Annotated in this window: 20 protein-coding genes; 12 read left to right on the forward strand and 8 right to left on the reverse strand. The window is 42.6% G+C overall.

Annotated features, from left to right (window positions below; translation table 11 throughout):
- Nucleotides 1-202: 202 nt before the first annotated feature.
- A complete protein-coding gene (locus ACI3K6_RS07150) occupies nucleotides 203-1165 on the reverse strand; it encodes a peptidoglycan recognition protein family protein (RefSeq protein ID WP_435554270.1) in 963 nt (320 codons plus the stop codon).
- Nucleotides 1166-1272: 107 nt separating this feature from the next.
- Nucleotides 1273-2166, reverse strand: a complete 894-nt coding sequence (locus ACI3K6_RS07155) for a CPBP family glutamic-type intramembrane protease (RefSeq protein WP_435554271.1) — start codon at nucleotides 2164-2166, stop codon at nucleotides 1273-1275.
- Nucleotides 2167-2506: 340 nt separating this feature from the next.
- Between ACI3K6_RS07155 and ACI3K6_RS07160 the strand changes: the two genes are divergently transcribed.
- Entirely contained in the window at nucleotides 2507-2806 is a 300-nt protein-coding gene (locus ACI3K6_RS07160; protein WP_335475341.1) for a DUF4359 domain-containing protein, read from the forward strand.
- 263 nt (nucleotides 2807-3069) lie between these two features.
- On the opposite strand, the gene ACI3K6_RS07165 is transcribed toward ACI3K6_RS07160, so the two are convergent.
- From ACI3K6_RS07165 to ACI3K6_RS07175, 3 genes are read right to left on the reverse strand one after another with little or no spacing between them, the layout of a single operon-like run.
- Nucleotides 3070-4839: a hypothetical protein gene (locus ACI3K6_RS07165; RefSeq protein ID WP_435554272.1), complete on the reverse strand. Its 1770-nt coding sequence runs from the start codon at nucleotides 4837-4839 to the stop codon at nucleotides 3070-3072.
- Nucleotides 4826-5788, reverse strand: a complete 963-nt coding sequence (locus ACI3K6_RS07170; protein WP_435554273.1) for a hypothetical protein — start codon at nucleotides 5786-5788, stop codon at nucleotides 4826-4828. Before ACI3K6_RS07170 ends, ACI3K6_RS07165 begins: the two co-directional genes overlap by 14 nt.
- Nucleotides 5781-5930, reverse strand: coding sequence for a hypothetical protein (locus ACI3K6_RS07175; protein WP_435554274.1), 150 nt, complete (start codon nucleotides 5928-5930; stop codon nucleotides 5781-5783). The genes ACI3K6_RS07170 and ACI3K6_RS07175 overlap by 8 nt, the downstream gene beginning before the upstream one ends.
- Nucleotides 5931-6134: 204 nt before the next feature.
- Here ACI3K6_RS07175 and ACI3K6_RS07180 point away from each other — a divergent pair, with 204 nt between their 5' ends.
- The 7 genes from ACI3K6_RS07180 (at nucleotide 6135) to ACI3K6_RS07210 (ending at nucleotide 19962) form a co-directional block, all read left to right on the forward strand.
- Nucleotides 6135-7913, forward strand: coding sequence for a vWA domain-containing protein (locus tag ACI3K6_RS07180; protein ID WP_435554275.1), 1779 nt, complete (start codon nucleotides 6135-6137; stop codon nucleotides 7911-7913).
- A gap of 198 nt (nucleotides 7914-8111) precedes the next feature.
- Entirely contained in the window at nucleotides 8112-11504 is a 3393-nt protein-coding gene (locus tag ACI3K6_RS07185) for a tubulin-like doman-containing protein (protein WP_435554276.1), read from the forward strand.
- Nucleotides 11505-11640: 136 nt separating this feature from the next.
- Nucleotides 11641-13989 carry a hypothetical protein gene (locus ACI3K6_RS07190; RefSeq protein WP_435554277.1) on the forward strand — a complete coding sequence of 783 codons (2349 nt, stop codon included), beginning with the start codon at nucleotides 11641-11643 and terminating at the stop codon, nucleotides 13987-13989.
- Between the two features lie 2 nt (nucleotides 13990-13991).
- Nucleotides 13992-15254 carry a vWA domain-containing protein gene (locus ACI3K6_RS07195; RefSeq protein ID WP_435554278.1) on the forward strand — a complete coding sequence of 421 codons (1263 nt, stop codon included), beginning with the start codon at nucleotides 13992-13994 and terminating at the stop codon, nucleotides 15252-15254.
- 16 nt (nucleotides 15255-15270) lie between these two features.
- Nucleotides 15271-15909, forward strand: a complete 639-nt coding sequence (locus ACI3K6_RS07200; protein ID WP_335475322.1) for a beta-mannanase — start codon at nucleotides 15271-15273, stop codon at nucleotides 15907-15909.
- Nucleotides 15910-15922: 13 nt separating this feature from the next.
- Nucleotides 15923-17188, forward strand: a complete 1266-nt coding sequence (locus ACI3K6_RS07205) for a TRAFAC clade GTPase domain-containing protein (protein ID WP_435554279.1) — start codon at nucleotides 15923-15925, stop codon at nucleotides 17186-17188.
- Complete coding sequence (locus ACI3K6_RS07210; RefSeq protein WP_435554280.1) at nucleotides 17185-19962, forward strand: GAP1-N2 domain-containing protein; 2778 nt, start codon at nucleotides 17185-17187, stop codon at nucleotides 19960-19962. The genes ACI3K6_RS07205 and ACI3K6_RS07210 overlap by 4 nt, the downstream gene beginning before the upstream one ends.
- Nucleotides 19963-20076: 114 nt before the next feature.
- On the opposite strand, the gene ACI3K6_RS07215 is transcribed toward ACI3K6_RS07210, so the two are convergent.
- Nucleotides 20077-20781, reverse strand: a complete 705-nt coding sequence (locus ACI3K6_RS07215; RefSeq protein ID WP_435554281.1) for a YheC/YheD family protein — start codon at nucleotides 20779-20781, stop codon at nucleotides 20077-20079.
- 161 nt (nucleotides 20782-20942) lie between these two features.
- Here ACI3K6_RS07215 and ACI3K6_RS07220 point away from each other — a divergent pair, with 161 nt between their 5' ends.
- Nucleotides 20943-21377, forward strand: coding sequence for an Rrf2 family transcriptional regulator (locus tag ACI3K6_RS07220; protein WP_435554282.1), 435 nt, complete (start codon nucleotides 20943-20945; stop codon nucleotides 21375-21377).
- A 342-nt stretch (nucleotides 21378-21719) separates the two neighbouring features.
- Here ACI3K6_RS07220 and ACI3K6_RS07225 read toward each other — a convergent pair whose 3' ends face one another.
- Both ACI3K6_RS07225 and ACI3K6_RS07230 read right to left on the reverse strand, forming a co-directional pair.
- Nucleotides 21720-21941: a sugar phosphate nucleotidyltransferase gene (locus tag ACI3K6_RS07225; RefSeq protein WP_435554283.1), complete on the reverse strand. Its 222-nt coding sequence runs from the start codon at nucleotides 21939-21941 to the stop codon at nucleotides 21720-21722.
- Nucleotides 21942-21988: 47 nt separating this feature from the next.
- A complete protein-coding gene (locus tag ACI3K6_RS07230; protein WP_435554284.1) occupies nucleotides 21989-23266 on the reverse strand; it encodes a UDP-glucose dehydrogenase family protein in 1278 nt (425 codons plus the stop codon).
- 190 nt (nucleotides 23267-23456) lie between these two features.
- Between ACI3K6_RS07230 and ACI3K6_RS07235 the strand changes: the two genes are divergently transcribed.
- From ACI3K6_RS07235 to ACI3K6_RS07245, 3 genes are all read left to right on the forward strand, one after another.
- Nucleotides 23457-24068 (forward strand): NAD-dependent epimerase/dehydratase family protein, encoded by a 612-nt coding sequence (locus tag ACI3K6_RS07235; protein WP_435554285.1) that lies wholly within the window; start codon nucleotides 23457-23459, stop codon nucleotides 24066-24068.
- 316 nt (nucleotides 24069-24384) lie between these two features.
- Nucleotides 24385-24951 carry a MarR family winged helix-turn-helix transcriptional regulator gene (locus ACI3K6_RS07240; RefSeq protein ID WP_435554286.1) on the forward strand — a complete coding sequence of 189 codons (567 nt, stop codon included), beginning with the start codon at nucleotides 24385-24387 and terminating at the stop codon, nucleotides 24949-24951.
- An 87-nt stretch (nucleotides 24952-25038) separates the two neighbouring features.
- Nucleotides 25039-26067 carry a serine hydrolase domain-containing protein gene (locus tag ACI3K6_RS07245; protein ID WP_435554287.1) on the forward strand — a complete coding sequence of 343 codons (1029 nt, stop codon included), beginning with the start codon at nucleotides 25039-25041 and terminating at the stop codon, nucleotides 26065-26067.
- The last annotated feature ends 304 nt before the right edge of the window (nucleotides 26068-26371 follow it).

The following is a 26371-nucleotide window of genomic DNA, read 5'->3' on the forward strand; positions in this document are numbered from 1 at the left end:
TTTTCTTGGAAATCTATTTCCTATTTTACTATTAATTTGTACTACCCGTCAGAAAGATAAAAAGTAATATACTACTATTTTTATTTATTGCTTTTCATAAAATTACAATTTTCGACAATTATAAAACAATACTTTTATCCTGTTTTTCAAAATAAACAGGAAAGGAGCTTAACCAAAAATAATTGGCTTCAACTCCTTTTTTCTAAAATATAGCTGTCCACGTTTTCGACCCCACTATTCCATCGACACTAAGACCATGTTGCTTTTGGAACTCTCTTACAGCTGCTTCTGTTCTCGGTCCAAATGTTCCTGTTGGACTAACTCCCAACATTTGCTGGATTCGCAAAACATTTTCTCCACTTGAGCCTCTTTGAATCAAATGACCTGGGTATGGGATGCTATCAGCTTGTTTGTTACGCGCTGCAGGGTTATCAATCCAATAAAGATTCTGCCCACCGTTTCCATCAATCCAGTTTGCACCGCCAACATTATGCCAATCTCCTTGACGGGCGTACACATCAAATACTTCTCCTGGCTCAGTGTCCCGAACAAATTCGGAGAGATGTGTCGGTGCTTTTCGGATATCGGTCCTCACCAGCGCACGGACCCTCTGAATAATTGTGTTACTCTTAACAAATACAGGATCCGCTGGTACAATCGGCTCAACCTGAACCGTGTTTCTTTTTAACATAGCGATAAAGTCATTCCAATTAATACCTTTTTCTCCACTTCTTAAATACCTCGGACAGTTTTTTCCAGTCCAATGGTTATGTTGAACAATATTGGAGATGGGAATACGAAACCGCACCATCAACTCCCGAACCACTTCACTTGTATTCCGTACTGCCTTCTGGTAATCTCCATCAGCATTGACACAAATTTCAATATGAATCGACTTTGTATTCCCTAGCCCATTACGGCCATCCCCAGCTGCCCAGGCAATTTCATCAAATGGAATGGATTGGATCGCCTGATTTTCATCAACTTGCATATGCCACGAAGCCTGCCTGCTATTACCGCGTTCTTGCAGCCGGGCGTGCGCAACTGCATCTGCACCCCGAGCCGGATTATCAGTTTCATGGATCGTAATGTACATAGGCACCATTCTAATTCCCGGCCGTGTTTCTTTATTAGATGCCGGGATCAGTCGCTGAATAATATTCATACATATCCTCTCCTCTACTATTTATATATGCAAAGGAGTGGCATCTGGATAGGGCCTCGCCTCATTGAAAAAGAAAGACAGCGACTGTTTAGTGGTCGCTGCCTTTCCTATTCCGCAATATTTGTGTGGACGTTCTCCACCAATCTTATTTGACGATTTTTCCTTTTTTCCATAATAAATAGTGTGATATGGACGATTAATACAACAAGAGCAAATAATTCAACGGCATAATCGAGATAGTACCAAGACACCGTGGCGGTTATGTCATAAATAGAATGGACCAGCACGGTCAGCCACAGATTACGTGTCCATAACAGGATGATACCAAAAAGGAAACCCATATTGGTAAATGTCACGATTGTGCCAATTTTCACCGTCCAAGCAGACTCGGTATCCAAAGTATGGTCCACACCAAAAATAACCGAAGTCAAAAATAGCGCAACCATCAGAAAAGGATCCCTTGAACCCGTCTCCCATCGTTTGGAAAATAGCTTTTTGCACACTAAGAGAATAAGAATGATGTAGGCCAGACGCCAAACCTCTTCAAGGCCGGCCAAGGAATCCGTATATAGATCATCTCCAATCGTATCAATCTTATCAATAAACGACCAAAATGGAGTCATTTTAGGAGCATGATTTTCTGGAACTCCAGACTGGATTTCCGTATAGGCCTGCACATATTGATCATAGTCAGTGCTAAAATCCTTAAACACCATATTGGAATAGACATTAATGATCGTACTCCCGAGAAAAAAAAGCAAAAAGGCACCGGTAAATTGTAGGGTCAGCTGCCGCTTTGTTTTCGGGGCAGCGTGTTCATCCCTTAGGCGAGGATGCAGCTTCATACCCACAAAAATGGAAGCCACCATCACCGCATCATACAGTGTGCTGGCCAAATAACTATAACGGCTGACATAAAGCAATATTTCAGCCCCAATTGCTACAATCAGTAGCGCAACAAGTAACTTTTTCGAAATTGTTTGTGTTAGATTCGTCGTCATCCCGTCAGCCCCTGCTTGTAAAATTTATCTCTGCTATCTTCCCAACATATATACCGCGGCTATCCCCAAACCGTTTAAGAGAATAAGGAATAACACGCTGGCAATCATCCATTTCCATGTTCTCTTCATGAAGATATCCCCTTTTATTTGAGAGTTTATAATAGTACTAATTTAACATAGGAAATTGCCATTATCACCTTATTTTATTCGTAGAGATTAGAAAGTAGAAGCTTCTTTTGCATGGTGTCAGGCGGTTTCAAACGTTTGTTTTGTTATTTTTCCGGCGATACTGTCATATGAATGTACAAGCCAATTTTTTATAGAATAGGAGCCGAGAAAAATGAGACGCATGTTTTCACTCATTCTCTTAATTGCCGTTATTTATGTCCTATCCAACACGAACCCAAGCCGAACAGAATACATCGACTGGATCAACCACAAGAAGATGGACCAATCCTCCAATATTTTGCAAAAAGGAATATTGTCGGTTGCCGGAAAGCCTCTCTTTGACGCTGGCACTACGCAAAAAGATTACTTTGTCTTTTCAATTTATAAAACGGACTTTACGGACGCCGGGATGGGGAAGCTTACAACGGTCGGGGTGTTTAATCGGTTTTTTACGGTTTCGGAGGTGAAATAGAGCTTTTGAGCTGGTTTAATAAGGGGTGTCTTGGGAAGAATGTGGCTTTCTTGGACATCTCTTATTATTTTTTGGAGAGTGAATGTTTTGCATCGGTTCTATCGGTCTTCTCTTTTATTTTTTTGTAGCGGGAATTCCTGGAGACCCATTCTATCGGAATTCTCTGGGCCGGTTTTCTCGCGGGATGTCCTTCAGATGCTCTGTTAAAATTTATCCTCCCCACATAATAATAACCAGCCTCCCTATTGAGGCTGGCCCATTCTCTATTCCACTTTTTCCACCTGAAACACCGGAACTTCAACCAGTTCGTCGTATTCATTCGTAATGGTATCATATCCATGAAGGACGCCAATAATTGAGTAATTTTGATAAATGGTCAGATCCACACGACCTTTCAGTAATAAGTACTTCTTTTCCATTCGGGATTTGCTGGCATTGAATTCTTCTGATAACACCACCAGTGCACCCTCGTTGGTTTTTGATGCCATGAATGCAGTGAAACGTACTTTTCGGTTGTTATATTTCAGAATGTCTTTTACATCAATATCAACAAAATCGACCTTTATCTTGGTAAAACGGTAGTCTCCGCTGCCATCTGCCTCATAATAGCTGAGCTCTCCCTCGCCTTTTCCTACTGGGTTGTCCACTACCACTACACCCTTCGACTCAACTGTTAAATTGTCTGCGTCGATATCCAGAATTTTTCTTAATGATTCGCCCCGGACTTCATAGGCCAAATAGCGATGTTTCCGAGTTGAAGATTTCGCATCAATAAAGATTACAGGAGTGTCGGATGCGCTTAGTTTGCTATTGAACCCTAACTGATTTACAGCCTGTGTTCCGTCTAAACTTCCTTGCACCACCGACATCGGATTGTTGCCTGTAAGTTTGCCAAAATATAGGCCGCCATCTTTGGAAATTGCAGCCACAACACTGTTAGCCCCCCATTTATTTCGTGCATCAACAAAGCTTGTGAACTCCTTGTCTGCAAATTGCCGCTTCAGCACCCGAATCGGTTCCGCCTGGTCCCAGGCCTGATTGGCGTCTGCTATTAATTGACCTGTATCAACTAAAGGCTCTAACGCCTCATAAATAGCAATGGCGTCATCAAACTTTTTTCCGGCCATGAAATTTTTTGCCTTTTCCAACAGGCTCTCCTTCGTTCGTCCTATAAAAGAAAATACATTGGCATCTCCCATTTCAGCCGACAGTTTTTGAATCGTGCTAGCCTGTCCGGCAAAAGCGGTATAGTCTTTCTTGGTGATTGCCGCCGTCAGCACCTTTACCAAGTAGCGGTCCAGTTCCTCTTTCAGCCAGATGGAATCTATTGAAAATTGCGCCAGCAAGCCAAATTGCCGTCCGCTTTCGTCGACTATTTCTACAACCGAAGCATTTGCTGATATCAACTTTTCAATTCTGCTAGCGTAATAGGTTTGGAAAGAGCTGCGAATCGCCTTTTTCTTGGCGACCTCCCCTCCATAGTACTCCGCAGGAATCATGTTTACATTTTTATGAATTGCTGTTTCATCCGGATAACGGTTTGATAACTTAGCCCATTCCGTTTCTTTTAAACGTGAAAAGTAGCGGGATAACTCCTGATCAAGACCAGTCAAAGCAAGCATCTCTCCATACATATCCTTTTGTATTGGAGTTCCATTCAGCCAATTTTTACTAGTGACCTGCCATTCCTTATACAATTTGACAAGCTGTTTCAAGTCCTTCTTTTTATAATAACTGTCGGCATTGTCAGAGTAGTCCTCCATTTTCTCGCGGATCGGAGATAATATTGAAAGCTTCTCCTTTATTTCAGCATTATGGTCGATAACGGCCACATTGAGCTTTGCTTCGCGGAACTTTTTCTCGGCCGCCACCAACTTCCCGTCATGATACAATTTTATCGCTTCCTGATAATCAGCTAATTTTTCATGTGCCATCACCCATTTACCTGCAACAAGTACCAGGAGGAGTACGAAAATGACGATAAGAATATTCCTCGAAATGTTAACTTTTTTATAAACACTAAGTTTGAGCATAATCTGGAATCCTTTCTTCTAAAGCAAACCGCTTAAAATCGGGGTCGTAATGATATTTCACAGCCACTAATCGCTGGGTCTTTTCACCAAGGCTGCCCCAGTTGACATCAGGATTCGCGTACATCATTTGGCAAAGCCTGAGAATCCGATCCTTAGGAAGATACTCTAGGAAATCTTCGATGAACCCTGAAAACTCAAGGATATAAAGCTTCATCCGCAACGCTGTACCGGCTGCAGCAATGAGGGGTGTCACGCCGAAATCTCGGATAATCTCCAGACGATGCGTTACAAAATAGGCGATACACTTTTTGGTAAACAGATTTCGCTTCAGTTTTAAAATTTCCAACGCATAGTTGACAAAGTCTTTATCATAACGGGACGGAATCAGTGACTCGAGTTCAAGGTCCATGTCAGTTCTGAGGATAATATCGTTAAGAATCATGATTCGGCGGATTTTCACTTGGTCAGCATGGATAAACTCACCAATCTCTCGCAGTTTTTCGTATGCTGAAACAAGCCGCCCCGCTTTGGTGTCCTCCTTTGCCAGCTCACTGTCATAGTGGAGTCCTGCTTTAATTTTTCGCAAATCAACCCGCAACAGTTTCTTTAATTCGGTTACATACTCGGTTTTGAAAAAACTTGAAGTAAGAACGATATACCCCATGCAAAAAGTACTGCCGGAGATGAGGGTGTAATAAAGTGTTTGTACAGTCGGGGAGGCAATGATACCAATACAGACAAAAATTAAGATCCATAGGATTTCGTTAAGTAAACGATTTTTCACTATTTTTTTCGTGAGGATTTCGATGCCGATAAAAGGTGTTCCGCATTTTGGACAGGACTCCTCATTCAATACGGAGTAGCGATTGCATTTCTTGCACATCTTAAGCTTTTGGAAGTGAAATGTTGTTCGATATCTTTTTGAAAATTGGAAAGCTTTTTTAGCCAATGGAATCACCTTCATTGATCATGATGATTAACTCTTCATCAATATCCTGATAGGTACTGCTGTTTCGTTTATTTTTGAATAATTGGTAACCTTTGCGGAATAAAATGATAGCCAGTAGACCTGTAAACACTGTGATATACATTGCGATTCCCCTTTTTTCGCTAGAATCATAAGTCAATATTTTCATATATTTTCCATAAAATCCTATCAATTTTCATTATAATAATAAAATTTTAATAATTCTAGACAATTATCATTTGGGAATAGTCTGGGCGGAGTGGTAAAATATTATTATAACACTAAAATTTGTAAGTTTTTCACGAAACTGCCAGTGGAGGTTCGACAGATGAATAAAAAATGGTTTAGCAGTTTATTAGTTTTCATCTTCTTGTTCTGGAATTTTCACTCTTATAATGTACGCGCGGAAAGTTCGTTACATGCCACATCACGGATTGAGGGGATGCTCGTTGTTGATGTCAGTAATTCGATGAAAAGCAGTGACCCTAATAATATTAGCTATGAAGCTATGAAAATGTTTATTGATATGGCTTCGTTAAAGGGCGATAAAATCGGGGCGATCTCTTATGCAGATGAGGTCATGCGTGAAAAGGCGCTCGTTACGATCCGTTCCGCCCAGGATAAACAGGATTTAAAGGAATTTATTGATTCCCTTGAAAAATATACATATACAGACCTTTCCTCCGGGATGAAGGAAGCAGTAAAGGTGCTGGACAGCAGCCATGAGCAAGGGTATTTTCCGCTAATTGTGCTGTTGGCGGATGGGAATAATGAATTGGATCCGAAAAAGTCCAAATCAATGAAGCAAGCGGATGAGGATCTGACGAAGGCCGTCAATGCAGCAAGGTCAAAGGGCTATCCGGTTTACACCATTGGGTTGAGCGCAAATGGGAAGCTGAACAAGAACGTGCTGACGGATGTGGCGAAAAGCACGGGCGGGAAGTTTTTCGAAGCCAGTTCGGCTGACCAGCTGCCGGCGATTTTAAGTGAGATTTTTGCCAATCATTTAAAGTTAAAGATCGTACCCGTTCATCAATTAGTCGGGAACGGGGATTATCAGGACGTAAAGTTGACTGTTCCCAATGAAAACGTGTTGGAGGCTAATATTTCGTTGATTTCCAGCCAGCCGGTTGAGGTGAAGCTGATGGATCCTTCCGGTAAGGAGCTAGTGGTTCCATCCGATCAGGTGTTGCTGTCGCGTTCGCGGACCTATTCATTAGTTAAGCTGATGAAGCCAGTTCAGGGGGACTGGACGCTGAAGGTCAAAGGGGTTCCCCAGGATAAAATTGATATTAATTTGGTCTTTAACTATGACCTGCAGCTTAAGCTGGAGTCACTAGCCAAGCAAAGCTATAAAGCCGGGGATACGGTGCAGATTGGGGCGTATTTCGAGGATAATGGGACCGCCGTTTCCAACCAAGAAATCTATCAATCTATGAAGGCGAAGCTGCTGGTGAAGGATTTGGATAAGGGGAAAAACGAAGAGGTGACTTTGACAGCCGGGGATCAGGGCTTTACCGGTCAGTTCAAGGTTGGTAATTCGGCTGCATATGAAGTTGTAGTTCGGGCGGAGGATAATAGCTTTTTCCGTGAGACGGCACCACAAAAAATTGAAGTGATGCAAGGGGCCACCGCGCCTGCTGCTGCCAAACCGGCTGCCGGAAGTACCGAAAATGAAAAAGCATTCCCATGGCTTTATGTTGGGCTAGGAGTGATCGGGTTGCTGGTACTGGCCGGACTGGGGTACTTCTTGGCTAGAAGGGTGAAGCATGCCAACCGAGGCTTTAGCGGCCAGTTCGTCGTGGAAATCAAAGACGAAGATACCGGCGAGCGCACCAGTCCGCAATATAAAAAGCTGAAGGGCTTCAAAGGCAAATTCCGCCTGCATCAGCTGCTCTCACTAGCGCCTGAATTCGCCGAAACCGACCAAATCACCTTCAAGCCGCTCTCAGGCGATGCTCTGCTGCTAATCAACAACTCAGGGTGCACCATCGAAAAAAGCGGCCGCGCCGTCGACGCCAAAAAAGGCTTGCCAATCAAACGCAATGACCGCCTTCGTGTCGTGCTAAAGCAGGTGAACAAATCCATCTATATCGAATACTTTTAGTATTGGTGCCTGACACCTTTTTAGGCATTTTGAAAAGCACCAGATGTGCCATTTGGTTCCAGCCACTCAGGGTGTCCACCTCACGCGGACAAAAGTGACTGTTTTGTCCATTAGCGGTGCCTGTCACCTTTATTGGATATTCGTCGTCAGTTTTTATATCACTTTATTTACGATACATCGCAGGAGAGGAGTTTTTACATGAAGGCAAATGTTAGGGAGCATATTTCGCAGTTGGATGTTTCTCTTGGCGGGGGGATTATTTCGGAGAAGATTCGGGTGGATACGATTGATAATCCGATGTTGGTGATTGGTCTCGGGGGAACCGGGATTGATGCGCTGCTCCGATTGAAGTATCAGGTGAATCGGCGGTTTAAACTGCCGCAGGATCCCCTTTCCCGAAAGAAAAAAGAAAAACCGGATAATATTGAGTTTCTGGCGTTTGAGACAAATGAGTATGATCGCAATAAGAAATATAAAGGAATTGGTCTTGATCCAAATAAGGAGTTTGTCTTGCTGTCCAATCCGGAAATCGGCGGCCTCCTTCAAAACCGGAGCATCCTTGAGCCATACATAAAGGAATGGCTGTCACCAGAGCTCCTTATCACCGACGGGATCAGCGGAGCCTCCGGAGTTCGCCAAGCTGGGCGACTTCTCTTGTTCACAAAAATCAACCAAGTTGTTCAAACGATTGAAAGAAAAATTGAAGCCGTTCTCGAAGGAAGCGGGAAAAAGCTGTATGTGTTTATCCTTACTGGTCTATCCGGCGGTACCGGAAGCGGCTGCTATCTCGATATTTCCTACATCACGAGAGGCATCATTGAACGAAAATTTGGCGCCACGGGTGTCGATAAAATCAGCATTCTCGGCTACCTGTTCACACCTGACGTTAACCTATCGAAACGCGGACTAAGCTCGCACACTGTTGAATACATTGAAAAGAACGGCTACGCCGCCTTAAAAGAACTCGATTATTGGATGAACTGCGACGAGCGTAACGAGCGGTTCAACATGAAATACGGCAGCCTCCTAGAAGTCAACTCCCCTATGCCGCCGTTTAACCTATGCCATTTAATCTCCGGGACCAACCTTGAAGGTAAATGGCTTGAAAATGCCTACGATTACTGCATGAATGTCACCGCAGAAAATATCACCAACTTCATGGCCAATGAGGAAAAACAATCAGGCGAAGAATTTGCCATCCACGACTACATTAGCAACATCCGCACCAATATCGCCCAAATGCCGAAGCCATATGCCGCCAATTATCAATACAACATCATCGGAGCTTCCATGGCCGAAATCCCTGTGGAAGAAATGACCACCTACATCGGCTATAAGCTTTTTGAAAAAATGAACAGAATGTTTGATACAAATCCTGACCAAGCTGACGTCGAACAGTTCTCCGAAAAACTGCGAATAGACCCGGATTCTGTGCACTACCGTTTTAGTGAACGTGTGCCTGAAGCATTATCCGGCTATGAAAACAGCGATCGCTTTTCCTATAATAACGTAATCCGGACGAACGTCATTAACCTTGATGAAGAGTTAGAGCGGGAATTTCTCGCCAAGGCCAAGGATCAGTATCGAAAATGCAAACTCCAGCTTCCGGGGCAGGTCATGGAGGAGTTCCGCCAGCAAATCGAACGTCTTTTCTTACATCCGAAAAAAGGACCCATTTATGCGTCAAGACTCATTTTCACCAAGGACGGCTTCTGTCTCCTAAAAACCATTCAGGCCTACATCGAAGGGCTGCGTGACCGACTCGAACGGCTGCCAAAAGCCATTCAATCTGAACAGGAATATGCCCTAAATAAATTAGAGGATGCCCGAAGCGCCTTCATCTCGAAGGACCGGAAAAAGAATGCCTATATAGAGGCCAAGCTGAATGAATATGATGCCCGTGCCGAAAAAGCTCGCATCGAGGAAATGATTGAATTTTATGAGGATCTATACCAACTCATTAACAGCCAAAACAACAAAATTTATGAAATCTATAAAGAAATCCTTGAAAACCTGAAAAGAATTTTTCAAAAAAATGCCGATATCCTTGTGAACGGTGAAGAAGTCCGCCATGACCAAGGTGTTACTTATTACTGGCATTTAGTCAGTGTCCCTGACGTTGCCCGCGAAATCCAGCGGATGTTTGATTCCAAAGATGGCGAGCTATTGGTTCAGCAATGGTCCGAGATGCTCCTGGAAAAATCAACTTACTGGGTGCAAGATTCCGATATCGATGTCGTCGGAACGGTTTCCGAGTTCTTAACTGACCAGTTCGGTGATCTGATCACCAAATCAATGGAAGACTTTTTACGGCTTAAATACGGTGAGGATCAGCCGATTGACCGAATTATTGAGGAAAAAATCGCTGCCCGTCTGGACCAAGATGCCCTGCCCGTGTTCCATCTAGCTAACAACAATGGCCAGCTGCACTTCCCGCAATGGGGCTTTGTGTCCGTTCCAGTTAAGGCACCAAGTATTTTCAACGGCATCAAAAATTTCGAACGCCATTCGCTCAGCCATTCCCGCTACACTATCAAGGAAAGCGAGCTGAAAAACCGGATATTCTGGTTAAACACGAAAAACGGGGTTCCGTTATTTGCCTATGCGCCGCTCCAAGTGTACGAGCGTTCTTATGAAAAAACGATTCTAGAAAAAGAGGGCGTCGGCCGCCATCTTGTTCAAACAGCATCTGAAAACTGGGCCTACCTCCCTTCACCCCTTCCGGAGAAATCATGGGGCGATACGTATAGCAATGAACGGATTAAAGCCTATAATGCCAGCATCCGCGCCTTATTTGATCAAGCCCAGAAATACGGCTGCATAACTGAAAAGGATACCGACCAAAACACCAGTGCCCGATTTAAGTGCCATTTTACGAAAGAAATCAGTATTCCCGAGCTGTTTGCCAAATACGGGGTCAATCCAACACAACTCGATCAGGCCAGCCTCGGTAATGTAAAACAGCTTCTCCGTGAACTGAAAGATCTGTTTGCTGGCAATATGGAATCCACCGCCTCCAGTGATATCTTTGGCAGCACCGGTGTCGAGCTCGCCAAGGAAAACTTCATCCGCTCACCGAAGCTGATTGAAAAAATCAAAGCCGAGGTAAAAAAATACAGCCAGCTTGAGGAGAAAATCACAGAGCTTGACCACTATCTTCAAGGGAAAAAGGAACAAGAGGAATTAATCAATTCCTTCCTTCAAGCCATGTACACAAAAACGATACGCAAACGCGGTGCCCTTTTTGTGTATGACAAAGAGCTGGAAGAGGACGCCTGGGAACCATTCGTTAACCTAATGAAGACAACGAAATTCGTCGATTTCGAAATCTATCGGGCGTTTAAATCCCTTCATCCAAAACAAATGGATCAGCTTGGCCGCAAATCGGAGCGCCGAAGCAATGAAATGATCAGCCAGGAAAATGCAAACGAGCTAATTGCTGCCCTCGAAGAAATGGCTGCATCCTACCAAAAAGAAAAAGAAGCACTGGATTATGACTATAAAGACTTTGTAAACGGCGAAGAACTGTACCATTTCTACAAAGAAATCATGATCAAAGTACAGGAAATGCTACGTCAATTAAAATCATAAAATTGGCACAGTCAATTTGGTGCCTGTCACCAAAGGTGTCCACCCCACGTGGACAAAATCGACCAATTTGTCCACGGGCGGTGCCTGTCACCTTATAGTGTCACCTATAGTAGCTCCTTAAAAGGGGGGAAACAGCTTGCAGGAACTATTGCAAAAGTATGCCAACACCTTTTCAAATCAGATGGAACAAAATAGTCTGTCACAACATGAACAGCGCAGTGTGCGTCACCCGGTTGTGTTTTTAATACTGGGGGATTCGGTAAAGGAATCCTTAAGCACCATCATTCAAATCAATGAGGAAAAATGGCATAACAGCCCGGGTGTCCTTTATGTGCACGCCTATCAAACTGAGACAGTTACCCATCAGAATGTGTTTTCCTTTCAGCTGCCCAAACCGGAGTTCGACCGCAAGGAGTTGCGCAAACATCTTTATGATACCTTCCACCATGATGACAACTTTCTGATCGAATTAAATAAAACCTATCGACGGCTAACCACAAAAATAGCGGAAAATGGAAAGTACTTTTCTTCCCTGCAAAAGGTTCATCTTTGTGTGGTCACAGCCATCGATGACCCGGCCAATATCCTGATTCAGGAGTTTACTTTATTGTTAAGAAGCCTGCTTCAGGAATCGTTCAAGACCATTGAGGTGGATTTATATGGACTCCTAAGCGAAAAACAAGAAGACGACCAGTTTGCCTTTGCTGCATCAATGGGATTCAGTTTTTTGCGTGAACTAGATCGGTATCAGCGCGACGACTATACCTTTGAACAAGAGCTCCAACTCATTGACCATCATCTAAGACTGCCTGTTACCCATTCCGCCCCATTATTTGATTTGGTTTATTTTTTAAGCGATAAAAATGAAAATGGCCTGATTTCCAGTGATGCCCCGAGGCAAAACGTGGAAATGATTAGCTATCTCAATCTGTTAAAAAATCGAAAAATGATTACCGATTACCATGAAAAAATGGACAGCTATATTCATCAGGATTTTAAACGAGCCTCTCGTGGAAACTCTCTTGAACCAGTCTACGCCTCTGCCGGATTTGCCAGAGTGAACCGCCCCAACAAAGCCATCGCTCTGTATGCAGCAAGCCATTTTTTCACGGAGTATCTCAAGAACATTTCGGAAACAGCCGATACGGTCCCACTGGAAAAACGACTCGAATTGTTTGAGCTGTCTCAAGGCGACTTTGAGCGATATTTTACCAAGTTCCTCCCTTCCGCTGCCAAAATCGAGGAGATGAACGGATTGCTGACTGTCACCAACTCTTATCAATTCGTAAAAAAAATGACTGTACGCGAAGCGGAGGATTATTTGTTCGAGGGAGGTACAACCCTCTTTTTCGCTGCTAACTTTGCCGATCCGGTTCGCGAACATGTATTGAATTTGGATTTGCGCTCAAAAATAGAACACTGCTTATATGAAAAAATCATCAACAATGAACAATACGGCCTCAACTGCGGATATGGTTGGACGGCCGATACGGGCGAAAGTGTGATGGCAGAGATCCACAAACAGCTCCGCGACACGAAACATGAACTTCATGAGGCGGAAATCCGGCTGGATCAGCTGTACCGCCAAACCGTGGATCAGTGTGAGTTCAAAAAAAGCTATCGCCCATTTAGTGATAAAAAAAATCTGCAGCTGTATTTGGATTACTTTTTCGAACATGTATATGGAACAAAATTGGAGGTCCTCAAACTTGAGGTGAAGCAGGGAATTCTTCACCAGTATCAACAGATACTTGAGGAGCGACATCAAAAGCTGAGTCTAAAGGTTGACACAATGCATCAGCTCTCCTCCCTTCTCAAACAAACGGCTGCCGAGAGTCTCCATGAAGATTCCGATGACTATTTGGATAAAAATATCGCGGAGTATTATGCCGATGTTATTCGCGAGATCACGAATAAGCTAAAGGAAAAATATGGCCCTCACTTCTTTTCGAGCGAGCGATTCTTCGGCAATATATACCATCTTTTGAAAAAGCCAAATGCCTTACTGGAAAGGCTCCTTACCGTTTGCAACCGCGAAGTGCTGTCTCGTGAGGAGTTCCACCGCAGCTTTGAGGACGAATTATTAGAGCGTTCTAATGTTCATACCCAGTATGACAATCAGGACGTTCTTTCTAAGGAGGAACTGTTTAAGCAGCTCTATAATCGCCTGAATGACAACGCTGCGATTCATATCGAGGTATTTCAAACCTTCCTGGAACATCGCTATGAGGAAAAATATTTTATCGGCGATTTTTACAGCAAATTTATGCACTACGCCTTGGAAAAAGAGCAGGATACCCGGCATTTCAAGGTTGGCTGTGCCCACGAAAAAAAATCGAGTGGGATTGAAAAGCTATTATTAATGGGCGGCTTCCGTCTTAAAGATTTAACCTACTATCGTAAGGCTGAACGTTATTATAACGCCCTGATCAAGGACGGATATGAGCTTCATGCCGGGGAGCGAAGTCCTGCAAGGGAGGTGTAAATATGCCTGTTCGAAAGTTTAGTTTTCTATTGTTGATGTTTAGCATCATTGCCGGGCTGCTTGGTGCCTTAATTGGCGAATGGCTGCTGGATGCTTTTTACGGAGTTTGGCCCAATATTCTTTTAATCGGTGCCTATTTTGGGGTGCTGGCTCTATTGTTCGGGCTCTTCTGCCTGCTGGCGGAGCTGATGACTCCGGTGATCAACGGTCGACGCTGGCGGCTGGAATACTCCAGTTTTTCCTGGAAGGTGCTCGTACCCTCCACCCTAGTAATGCTGTTTGCAGCAGGACTGTTATTTCAATTCTTTTATTCTATTAATTTTTCCAGCGTGAAGCCGCCGGATGATTTCGTGGTCGTCCTTGATACTTCTGGCAGCATGAATAAGACCGACCCAAACCATGAGAGCCTGAAAGCTGCTGCCAAGCTGATTGACGGCATGAAGTCCACCCACCGGGCTGCGGTAATTTCCTTTAATGACCAGGCTAACCTTACGAAACCGATGTTTTCCATTGGTGACAAACCGGAACGGGGCGATGCGATTGCCCAAATTAACGGGTTGGAGGATGATGGCGGGACCAACATTGGCCGTGCCTTAGACTTGGCACTGAAGCAGATTGACGACAACCGGCAGAACGGCCGCAAGCCGATGGTTATTCTTTTCTCCGACGGCTACAGCAAACTTGATTTTAGCAAAGTGATTGAACCATATCAGCGTGAAGATATTGTCATTAATACCGTGGGGATGAGCAAAATTGACTGGGGCGGCGCACAGTTGCTAAAAAAGATTGCTTCTAAAACCGGCGGATCGTTCCATGATGTGAAAAATGCCGACGAATTATCGAAGGTTTTTGAAAAAATTTATCTCGATAATCAGGACCGTCTCCTTATTGACGAACGGTTTGGAGTGTTTCAGGACAGCACCTATTTGGCCATTCTCCGGGTAATCCTGCTGACCCTACTTGGCGGGCTGTTTGGTTTAAGTCTTGGAATCCTGTTTGACAACCGATATCTGGCGAAAAGCTATGCGATCACCGGACTGGTCTCGGGAGTATTAGCGGGTTTGGTTCTGGAGTCTGGACTATTTTCCGGATTTTATAATAGATTGCTTGCGGATCTTCTACTAACAGTGGTAACGGGACTTGGAACGATACTCATTCCGATTCGGGAGAAGTTTTCAAGCGGGGTGTCGCGGCATTCCGGTGATATTGATTTTTCTATAAGAGGCACTAAGCCGCAAAAGGATAATATTAGAAAAGGTTTTTAACAGGAGGATGATGACCATGAACTGGGAACCCCTTCCTTCCCCGGCCCTTGCCATTCGGGATGTGCGAACCACCATCAGAGGTTCAGAGCTTCATTTATCCTGGTTTTGGCCCAAGGAAGTCGATTATGTTTACCTGTATAAAGCTCCGGTAGACCAACTAAAGCAGCTCCACGACTTGGAAGAACGGGATTTGTTGTTCTATACCAAAGAGGAATACAAAGCCAATCAGGGTTACAAAGGGCGCTTAGAAGCGATGGGACGCAGTGCCTATCGGATTATCCCCTGCCAAAAGCGGGACGGCAGGCTAATACTGCTCTATCAAGACAACGACGACAATCTGACTTATATAACCGGATCGAAAGCGAAGATTTATTTTTCCATCAGCTATAAACAAATATGGCTGAAGCCAAAAAAACTGATGAAAATGTCGATTATGACGGAGTTTCCGATTGATAGAGACTTGTTGGTGTATGTGAAAAAACGCGGCAGCGCCCCGAGTTCGCTCGAAGACGGCACGGTGTACCCGTTTAATCGTAATTTTCCGTCCGGGACGACTGAGTTATTTGAAAAGGAACTCGATAAGGACGAATATATTCGCATCTTTTTCAGAAACGGAAAGCACTCGGCCCAGCATTACGAGCTGATTCCACAATAAGGAGAGACTTGAGATGTTCGGAATTTTAAAGAAGATGTTTGAAAAAAAGCCTCCGGCCAAGGAACGGCTGCCTTTCTACGATATCATCTGCCCCTACTGTTTTGCTAAATTCCATCATGAGGATGTTGTTTTTCGAGCGGCGCATTACCGTGACGATGACGAAACATTGGCACTACAGGAGGATGAAAAATTGAATCAGTACCGGGCGAAATTCGGGCTGGCTCCAATTGATTTGGAAGCAGTGATAGAACCGGCGATGATCCCCGACGAAAACAAAATTTATTCGGACCGCGTCTTGATGGGGGTTTCCGATAAATACTCGGTGGTGACGAAAACTCGCCTCTGCCCGGAGTGCCACAATGAATTGCCGGTAACCGCCGGTAAATATCCCAGCAATATTGTATCAATCGTCGGCGCGACCTCTGTTGGGAAATCAGTCTACATGACGTCCTTGATTCATACCTTGCAGCATGTAACGGCAAATAATTTCCATGCTGCCTGCATTCCGCTAGATAACGAGATTAGCAGACGATTCCGGCAGGAGTATGAGGTTCCTTTATTTGAGAATGGCAGCTTGCTCGATTCAACTGCGAGGACACGCCGACAGGAGCCATTTATTTTTCAATTTGTTTTTAAAGATGAGGATCAAGCCCCGTTGACGCTGGTGTTTTTCGATGTTGCCGGCGAGGGGATGACAGACAAGGATTATATACAGCTTCACGCTGCCCATATCAAGAATTCTTCGGGAATTCTATTTTTGGTCGATCCGATGCAGATTCGCTCCATCCGCGAGAAATTAATCCATCAACTGGGTGAAAATCCTGGGAAAATTGTCGGGATGGCCGATGAACCGCGTGAGGTGGTCATTTCCTTATTCGGAGATTTTATCGCCCATCTGGACACCAACAAAACGAACATTCCGACAGCCGTTATTTTAACAAAAAGCGATTTGTTGAATGCGTTGAAATCGGAAGAAGGAGAGTACATTCGTACGAACAGCAATATTTTTCAACATGTGACCCATCAAGGCTATCTTAATCTTGATGAATTCAACAATATCAATGGCGAGGTCCGAAGATTTCTTGCCAAGGTTGATGTTCCGTTTGTGAATGCTCTTGATGTCTATTTCCGTGATACCTCCTATTTTGCCGTGTCCGCCCTTGGAAGCAACCCTGTCGATCAGCAGATCAGCGGGATCATTAGTCCGATACGGGTCGATGAGCCGTTCATTTGGCTGCTGTATAAACTGGGGTATATTGAAGGGAGACATACACATTGAAGGATCGAATTCAGCAGCAAATGTATACTCGGGAACGGGGCGGCATTTTTCATGCAACGGATGGCTATGATACGATCGCGATTTCCACAAGGCTGGATCAAGCATTTGTCAGCAAATATTTGCACCCCTTCTGTTTATATGACTCCCCAAAAAGCTTAGTGGCAAGCGGGGAAAAGGATATCACGCAGTATCCGGAGGCGGTGACGATTTTTCAACCGGAAACCGGTGACCTTGTAGTGGGCCAGGCCGTGTTTGTGCCAGCAGATTTTACAGGGGAACGCAGCACGTATTTTATGCACAACTATGTAATACCCCAGGGGCGCAAGGAAGAATGGATAAAGAATCCCGGGAAACTGTTTCAAATGACGGGTTTTTGCATTTCCTATGATGTTTCACTTGGGCAGAAATTAGAGGAACTAGAGGATCTTGAACATGATGAGAGGCCTGCTGAAGGGATTCTCGGCGATTTGGAGATTTCGGTGGAGCAGTTTAAACAGCTGCTGTTCGCTGTTATGTCTTCGGTCGCCGGCAAGAAAAAAGTATTTGTTTCCCTTAAGTCACCTTTGCAGGAGTATTCCAAACAGGCTTTGCGGCTATTAGAGCTGATCTGGAGCTATTTGCCTTATGCGCACCGCCGTCGTTTCGGGGCCTTAACGTTTACCAGTGACCCCGTTGTAAAAAATTATTTGCATGTGGTGTTTTTTGAGCCAGGGACCTTGAATTTCGGAGATCGCTCTCTGGAAAAGCAGTTCATTTTTGATTTTGCAGGCGGGAGTATATCCGGGGTTGAGATTGCCGGGCAAAAGCATGAATACCTTGACTTGGCACTTGATTATTTTTCCAAGGGAAAGCCCATGGATGACTTTTTTATGTTTGCAGAAGAGTCTTTGTCCGGGCTGCCTGACGATCAAAAGTTGGAACTGGCGAGTTACTATCAGTTAGCTGATTTTTATCTTGATGATTTTTCGATTTATCGAAAAAATAAATTGGGATACTTGTTGGGATTGAATAAATTTTTACAAGTCAACAGCGAGCGGAAACCTGCTTTGTTGTCGCTGTTTTTGAGGTTACTGCAAGAGGAACGGGTAGCGGGCGATGCAGAAATCGCTGCTGAGTTTATTCAAACAGTGATTTCGTTAAATACATTCCTCAGGCATGATGAGCCGCTGTCGTTTATTCTCAGTACCCTTCAGTATTATCAAGGACATCCCCTGTTGCAGCAGCTTTGGAAGGTGGTTGAGCAGGACAAGCCTACCTGTGAAGCAATATTGAGCTTTATTCATGATCATCTGGTTTATGCGGATTTATTACAGGTATATCTAGAAGAAACCTTAGAGCCTTTGACAAAGATCGAGGAAGTCTTAGCCAAAATCAGCGAGCTGTTGGCGGCCCCGTTCCTGCTAAATGTTGAAATTTTTAGAACAGTCGTCAATAAAGCAATCGCTGCTACGGTTCGTGCCGCAGAAAACCCTTTTATGGCAGTATGCGCGGTCAAGAATTTTGATATAGACATCGACGACCCCCAGGCTTTTCAACATTTTAAAAAGGACCTCTTAAAGTCAGCTGTGGTTGGCTTGCTCTATGCAATTGATTTGGAAAAGCTGTCCATTCGGGATGTGCTGATGTTTGGAGAAATAGTCCCGAAGGAAGTAAGGATTAAAGATGATAGAATTAAGCGGAATTATTCGATTACCTATGCCTTGTATCAGTTGTTGAGCGAGCCAGGACACAGTAGAACGGCCATTTTGCACACACTAAGGCGGCAGGAACGGGGTGAGCTCAGGAAAACTCTCCGACGATTATTGCAAGGGGAGCAGCAGCAGGACCATCTATCGGTTTTGGTCCTAGCGTTTGAATCGGAGCTGGGCGAGGTTGATTATAATGGACTTTTTTCCCATTTGACCCACTATGGTGGCGCCAAAGTAGCCGTTTCTTTTATCAGAGAAAATGTGGCCCTGCTTGGCTCTAAACAGTATAAGCAGGCCTTGAAAAGCTATTTGGTTGATCATCCGGAGTCCATTTGGAAAAATCGAGCGTATCGGAAGGAATTGGCTACGATTCGCAACATCAGTTTAAAAGAATTGTTAAAAGAAGTGGAATTAGAAACATCGGGTCTGCTAGGGAAGCTTTTTAAGAAGCGAGGGCTATCGTTGGCACTGGCTGTTGCCCTTCTTGGGGCTGCGGGCGGTGGGGCTTGGATTGTGTTCGGGGATCGGAATGTAGCTCCGCCCAAGGCAGTCAAGACGAACGGAACGGAAACTGGAACCAAAAAACGGAGCGCGCTAGAATCTTTTAAGCAATTTTCTAGCTTACAGAAGGGGAGCATCGTTCTGAATGGAGAAATGGTCCAAACGATTGATATTCACCCTCAACCGGACGGAACCAACCTTTATTATCTAATGGATACGACCAATACGGCCATTCCACTCAAACTAGAGGTAAATGGAGAAACCAGCCCTTTTGATAAAAAAGAGCGATTACGGGACAGCTTTTCCCTATATGGGGCTGAGCACGACTTTGATTCGGACGCCTCAAATGACGCATCCAACATTGTCCTAGCAGCCAGCAATAACCAAGATGAAACCTATGTATGGGTCTATTCACTCAATAGCAGCAGGACCCAAAATGACCCCCTTACACCCATTTTCCAAACAAAGGGGGCATTCGCCGAACTCAAACTAGAGGGAAACAAAATCACCCTCCCTCTAACCAACAGCAAAAACATCCAATACCAATACTCCACCACAGAAAACAAATTCATCAAGAAAAAATGAAAAACTAGGAGCACACCACAACGGAAGTGCTCCTGGTTTTTTCTTGTCAGACAAAATGTCCACCCGGTATGGACATTTGTGTTTTTGTAGTACCTGTCACCTTTTACACTCTTCTCACTCTTTTAAACGTTTAAACATAGCGCGGCTAGGTTTGAGGTTGGCTTCTATGATGTATATTTTTCCGGATTTGGTGATGCCGATGTCTAATCCGATTGTGTTTGAGCTGGTGTAGTATTCTGCTAGTTGGTGGGTGGCATGGATGGCGAGGTGGTCGATTTTTTTTATTAGGGTCAGGGGTTCATCTTCTTGTTTTTTTAGGTTGGATCGGGAGAGGGCTTCGTGTAGGGGCAGGATGTCGGATGCTACGTTGGTGATGAAGTAGCCTTTTTCTGCTAACTTTGCAAGCCTTCCGGTGACTTTCCATTCGTCTTTATTTTGTTCGCGCTCGACCATAATCCTACTATCAAATGGCTTCCCTTCCACTCTGGCCAAAGGAATTCTCTCTTGGACAATATACATTTTTCTTTGGTATTTCTCCTTATCCAAAAGTTGCAAAAGTCCGTATCTGTCCGTTTGTATTCGGGTCTTTTCCCTATGGATTTCGTATTGGTCTAGATCTAGTTTTGATACTTTTACCACCCCATATCCTTTAAGACCTTGACTTGGTTTAATGACTACCGCCCCAAATCGGTCTAGATACTCCCATATGGATTCTCTACATAATAAATCGGTCTGTGGCAAGTGGTTGACCAAGATGTCATCCTCACTCAGGATTAGGTGTTTTGTCCATTTTCCACTTGAGATGCTAATGGGGGTCACCTCCTTTTCTAATTAACCCTTTATTATTAGTGTATTCCCTCCATGATTACCTTCTTGGACTTCGTGATATTTTACTTATATCCGTAACCGTTTTACGTTATAATAAATTGTAATCACATCAATTACATTACACTCTACATTTCCATTTAGAAGGTGAAAACATGTCAATCAGCAGCCGTTTTGCTGTCGGAATTCATATATTAGCTTTAATTGAAATGAACAAAGATGGGGTGAGTTCATCAGAATTTCTTGCTGGCAGTGTGAACACAAATCCTGTTGTAATTAGGAAAATAACCGGAATGCTAAAAAAGGCCGGACTGGTAAACGTACATCCAGGGGTCGCGGGTGCCTCACTTGCCAAAGAATTATCAGAGATCACCCTCCTAGATGTCTATAAGGCCGTGAATGTGGTCCCTGAAAAAGAGTTATTTAGTGTCCATGATCAGCCAAATCCTGATTGTCCTGTTGGCAGGAACATCCAGGACAGTATTATTCCAATATTTACAACTGCACAGCTGGCTTTGGAGAAGTCATTGGAGAACGTAACCATCGAAGACGTAGTAAAGGACTTAATCGAAAAAGAACAATTGACGTAAGAGGGTGCCAAAAGAGCACCCTTTTTATTTTGCATCATGAATGCTGCAAAAAAGGGCTCTTAAACCTATCCAACTTGTATTTTTCTATTCAAAATGCCCTGTCCAACTTTCTTTCATGGAATATATTAGTCTGTAGCACAACCGGAAAGGAGATGAGAAGAGATGGGAAGCAAGGACAAAAACAAATATCCTGAAGGCAGTATGGCTAGTGCCCTGAAAGGATATATCGGCTATGAAGTTACCCTTAAAACTTGGACAGGCGATGTACTATCTGGTGAATTAATCAATGTATCAAGATATGGTTTAATTACATTGCGTGAACCGGAGACTCTAAGTCCATTTTTAGCAGAACGATTTACGTATATCATGTACAATGACATTGAATATTTCTCTGTAGTGCTTTTCCACAATAGTCATAATAGATTCGGTTTGTTCATCAAGGATGGCCACTCCGTATCGTTCCGGATCAGGCACTTCTTTTAAAAATACAATGGCCTCATGGGATCCGGCCTCGAATTCTTGAACAAAATTACTTAAATCCTCCTCAAAGAGGTTGTCCTCCAATACTAAAATGGATGGTTTTCCCTACATACTGGTAATTCGATAAATGGTTAACCATTAGCTACTCCCATATAATGAAATCCTATTTTCTCCATTTCTGTTTTCGAAAGGATATTTCGTCCATCAAAAATATAGGGTTGGTTCATTAACGATTTCAAGTTAGTCCAGTTGATTTTTTTATAGTCCTCCCAATCTGTGCATATGCACACCGCATCCGCCCCTTTGACGGTTTCCTCGATGGACTCCCGTTGATAGGTTGTACCCCATTTAACAACAGGATCGTGAACGGTAACCTCTGCCTGCTCAGCCATTAATTTTTCTATTAAATAAAGACTTGCAGATTCTCGTGTATCATCTGTATTTGCTTTAAAGGCTAATCCGAGTATGGCAATTTTTCTATTTTTCAATTTGCCTCCAAGTGCGTGTTTTATCTTTTTTAAAAAATAACTGGTTTGTTCCTCATTGACCTTTACAACACTTTCCAAAATCGTTAGAGGGTTACCGGACTTTTTCGCCAGATAGATTAGGGCACTCACATCCTTAGGGAAGCAGGAACCGCCATATCCCATACCTGCTTGAAGAAATGCTGGGCCAATTCGCTGATCCATTCCGATCCCCTTCGAAACATCATTTACGTTAATTTCAAGTTCATCACATAATTTTGCAAGTTCATTAATATAGGATATTTTCATTGCCAAGAATGAGTTGGAGGCATACTTAATCATTTCAGCCGCTTCCGGCAGAGTTTCCAGCGTAGGGCAGGCAAACGGCTCATAGAGGCTTTTCATGATTTTCATTGCTTTTTTACCGGTTGTACCAATAATGATCCGATCAGGGTTTAAGGCATCATGAAGGGCAGAGCCTTCCCGAAGAAACTCAGGATTCGATACAACATCAAATTTTATTTTGTCTTCTTGTTTTTCTCTGATCCATTTCGAAACTAATCCGGATGTTCCCACAGGCACAGTACTTTTTGTCACAATCACTTTATATTCATTCATATAGGTCCCAATGGATTCAGCCACACTTTTCACATAGGAAAGATCCGCATCTCCATTCTTATCTTGGGGTGTGCCCACACAAATAAAAATAACATCATTTTCTTTGATGGCCTTCTTAGCATTTCTTGTAAATGATATATGATTCTGTGAAATATGTTTAGCAAGCAAATCCTCAAGACCAGGTTCATAGAAATGGAGTTTTCCTGATTTTAAAGATTTTATCTTCTTCTCATCCAAATCTAAACCTGTTACCTTATGACCCATTTCACAGAATAGTAACCCAGTTGTGGTTCCCACATACCCTGTACCGATGACTAATATTTTCATAACCGCTGTTTCCCCCCAGGGCCAAAATCAATCATTCATTAACTCAAACGTTTTGAGTAGGTCGAGTTAGAATATCTTATTCTTTTTAGAGGGCAGTGGAAGGTTGTCCGATATAAAAGGGGCTGTTTTTCAACACTCCTACCTGTTTTTTTCATAGAATATGGGTGACATATGATTAGGAGGTGCAAGGATGAAGAAAAAAGCATTAATTACTGGAGTAGGAAGCGTTTTAGGCTCGAACTTGGCAAGGAATCTCCTTGAGGACGGTTATGCAGTGATAGGGGTAGATCATTTTTCATCAGGAAAAATTACCAACATAAAGGGCCTTTCAGACGGCCAGTTTATATGTAAGGAAATGAACATATGCTCAAAAAGATTACTTTCGGACACTGACTTTCTGGACGTTCAAGAAATCTATCATATTGCATCATTTTTGGATAACCAATCTGATCCATTCGAAACCATTGAGGTAATTACGGTCGGAACTAAGAATATCTTGGAATTAGCGAAAAGGCTGCAGGCAAGCATGGTTTTTGCTAGCAATTTAACTGCATTTGAAGGCAGCAGGAGACAGCGCAAAAATGCAGGAAAAAAAGTGTACAAAGAATCCTTGCAACTGGGCGAGACCCTTTGCCAATTATACTCCTTACATTTCCAAACGAAAGTGAAAGTGGCGAGGATTTCCTATCCGAATCAAGAACATCAGGATACTGATATGGAAACAATCATGCATTTGCGGGAATTGATGGCAGTACTGAATACAAATGTTGGAACAGCCCATAAAAATAAAAAATCCTTCTAATGTAGTTTTATTAAAAAGATTGATCCTTTAAACTAGGTTTGGTTATTTAAAAAAAGTTTGATTATTTTTAATAAAGTTTGATAAAAATTCCTGTGTTGATATATACAGGATTTTTTATTGTCCAAGTGTCGGGTCAGATTGTTACATAACAAATACTAAGAAAAATTTTAATTGTATTACTTTAACTTAAAATAACCGGTTGCTAACAGTAGTCTTTTTCTTATTAACTAAAGGACCGTTTTATTCAAAATAAAATAGACAGTATATTGACTAAATCGCATTTTAGACAGTATAATGGCTAAAGTGGAGGTAATTTATGGATATTTACAGAGAACTTTTTTTAATGCAGCAGACTTACGGGACCTTATTTTCTCTAGCAAATAAAATTCAGGTCAAAGGTGACAAGTTCCTTGAACTTTTAACATCCCGACAGTATATGGCAATGGTAGCAATTGCGCATTTACCTGAAGATGAAACGACCTTGAATAATATAGCTAGAAAATTAGGGACCACAAAACAGAGTGTAAAACAGGTAATCACCATTATGGAAAACAAGGGATATGTTACCGTAGTTCCTAGCAGGAAAGATAAACGAGCGATTAACGTAAAAATAACTAAAACAGGAAATGAAGTATTGCTTGTCGTTGCAGAAAAAGGAATCTTTTTTTTGGAAGAACTTTTTAAAAAGTTATCAACTGAAGAATTAGAAACAATGTGGTACCTTTTAAAGAAACTTTATAGTTATGACGGTGAAGAACACGATGGATTTGAAGAAGAAGGTAACTTACAAATGGATAAAGATAACATTGAATTACAATTAAGAGTATTGAAGGAGTTTGAGAGACGAAGAATTCAAGCAATTAATAAGGGGAAAAAAATGTGAAAAATAATCACAGAGGACGATTCATCTTTGAGGAATATATCTATTTTCCCGAAATATTTCTAAAATGAAGGATGAGGGAGTACAATTATGCTTGAAATCAGTGATGAAACATTACGATTAATTAAAAGGGCAAGCAGAGGAAAAAAACATTTAAAATTAACTGTTGGCTATTTAACAGACAATGATTCTGTAATAAAAATTTATAATGAAAACGGTGAACTTGATTCATCAAAAAAATATCATTATGAAATTGGGTCTATTACAAAGACTTTTACTGTATCTTTGCTATCAAAATATGTATTTGAAAAAAAGTTGTCATTAAACAATTCAATACAAAAATATATAGAGGGGATTAAGGGAGACGATTACTATCCTACATTGCACCAACTTGCTACTCACACTTCTGGGTATTCTGCAAGACTGCCTTTAAATAAACGGGAATATTCTAAACTAATTTTAGGTTTGATTATTGGCGGTGGTGATTTGAATAAGCATAATCCATTAAATATGGATTTAAACAAAATGAGAATGTTAATTGAAAATAATAAATTAAAAGAATTAGATTATCCATGGAAATATTCAAATTTCGGTATATCACTTATTGGGTATGGGTTGGGGATTGTATCAGGCAAGGGGTATTGGGACACTATGAATGACTTTCTTCATAATGAGCTTGGACTAAGCGATACTTATTTAGGTACATCAAACAATAATTTACATGGTTACGACAAAAAAAATAATGATTGCGGCAATTGGAAATGGAACAAAGAGAATCTTATATCACCTGCGGGTGCAATAAGTTCAACTGCTGATGATTTACTTAAATATGCAAAAATTAATATTTACGAAGAGCAACCATATTTGTGTCTTTGTCATAATAAACATGGAAATGGAACAAAGAAGTATGATATGGGTCTTGGATGGTTTCTTTTAAAGAAAAACAATAATGTTATTTTGCATGGCGGTGGAACAGGTTGCTTTAGTTCATTTTTAGGTATTGATAAAGAAAAGAAAGTTGCCGCCGTAGTTTTGGCCAATTATCAATTAGGTAGAAATGATGATGAAAATATAGGAATTTCCTTATTAGAAAGTCTACAAAAATCAGTCATTTCTTGATTATTGGCTCTACCCTGAAATAACTGTGGATAACTATACTTTAGCAGTTATTTCATTTATTGATGTGCAAATTTTTACATGGATGTCTGTTAAACTTGTCTGTTGATTTCCGCTCCAGGTGCAAGCGTTTCGTGGGCGTTTCGGGGAGCCTCCTCGGCGCCTGCACCTGCGGGGTCTCTCCAGAACCGTACCCCCACAGGACATTGAATTGCTTCCTTGACTCCGCCCACGCACGAAGGAAATGCGTTAGCATTTTCGAGGAGTCTTCGCACCTACCGCTCCAATCAACAGAGTGTAAAAAATC

Source organism: Neobacillus solisequens, from assembly GCF_051233465.1.
Classification (GTDB): Bacteria; Bacillota; Bacilli; order Bacillales; family Cytobacillaceae; genus Neobacillus.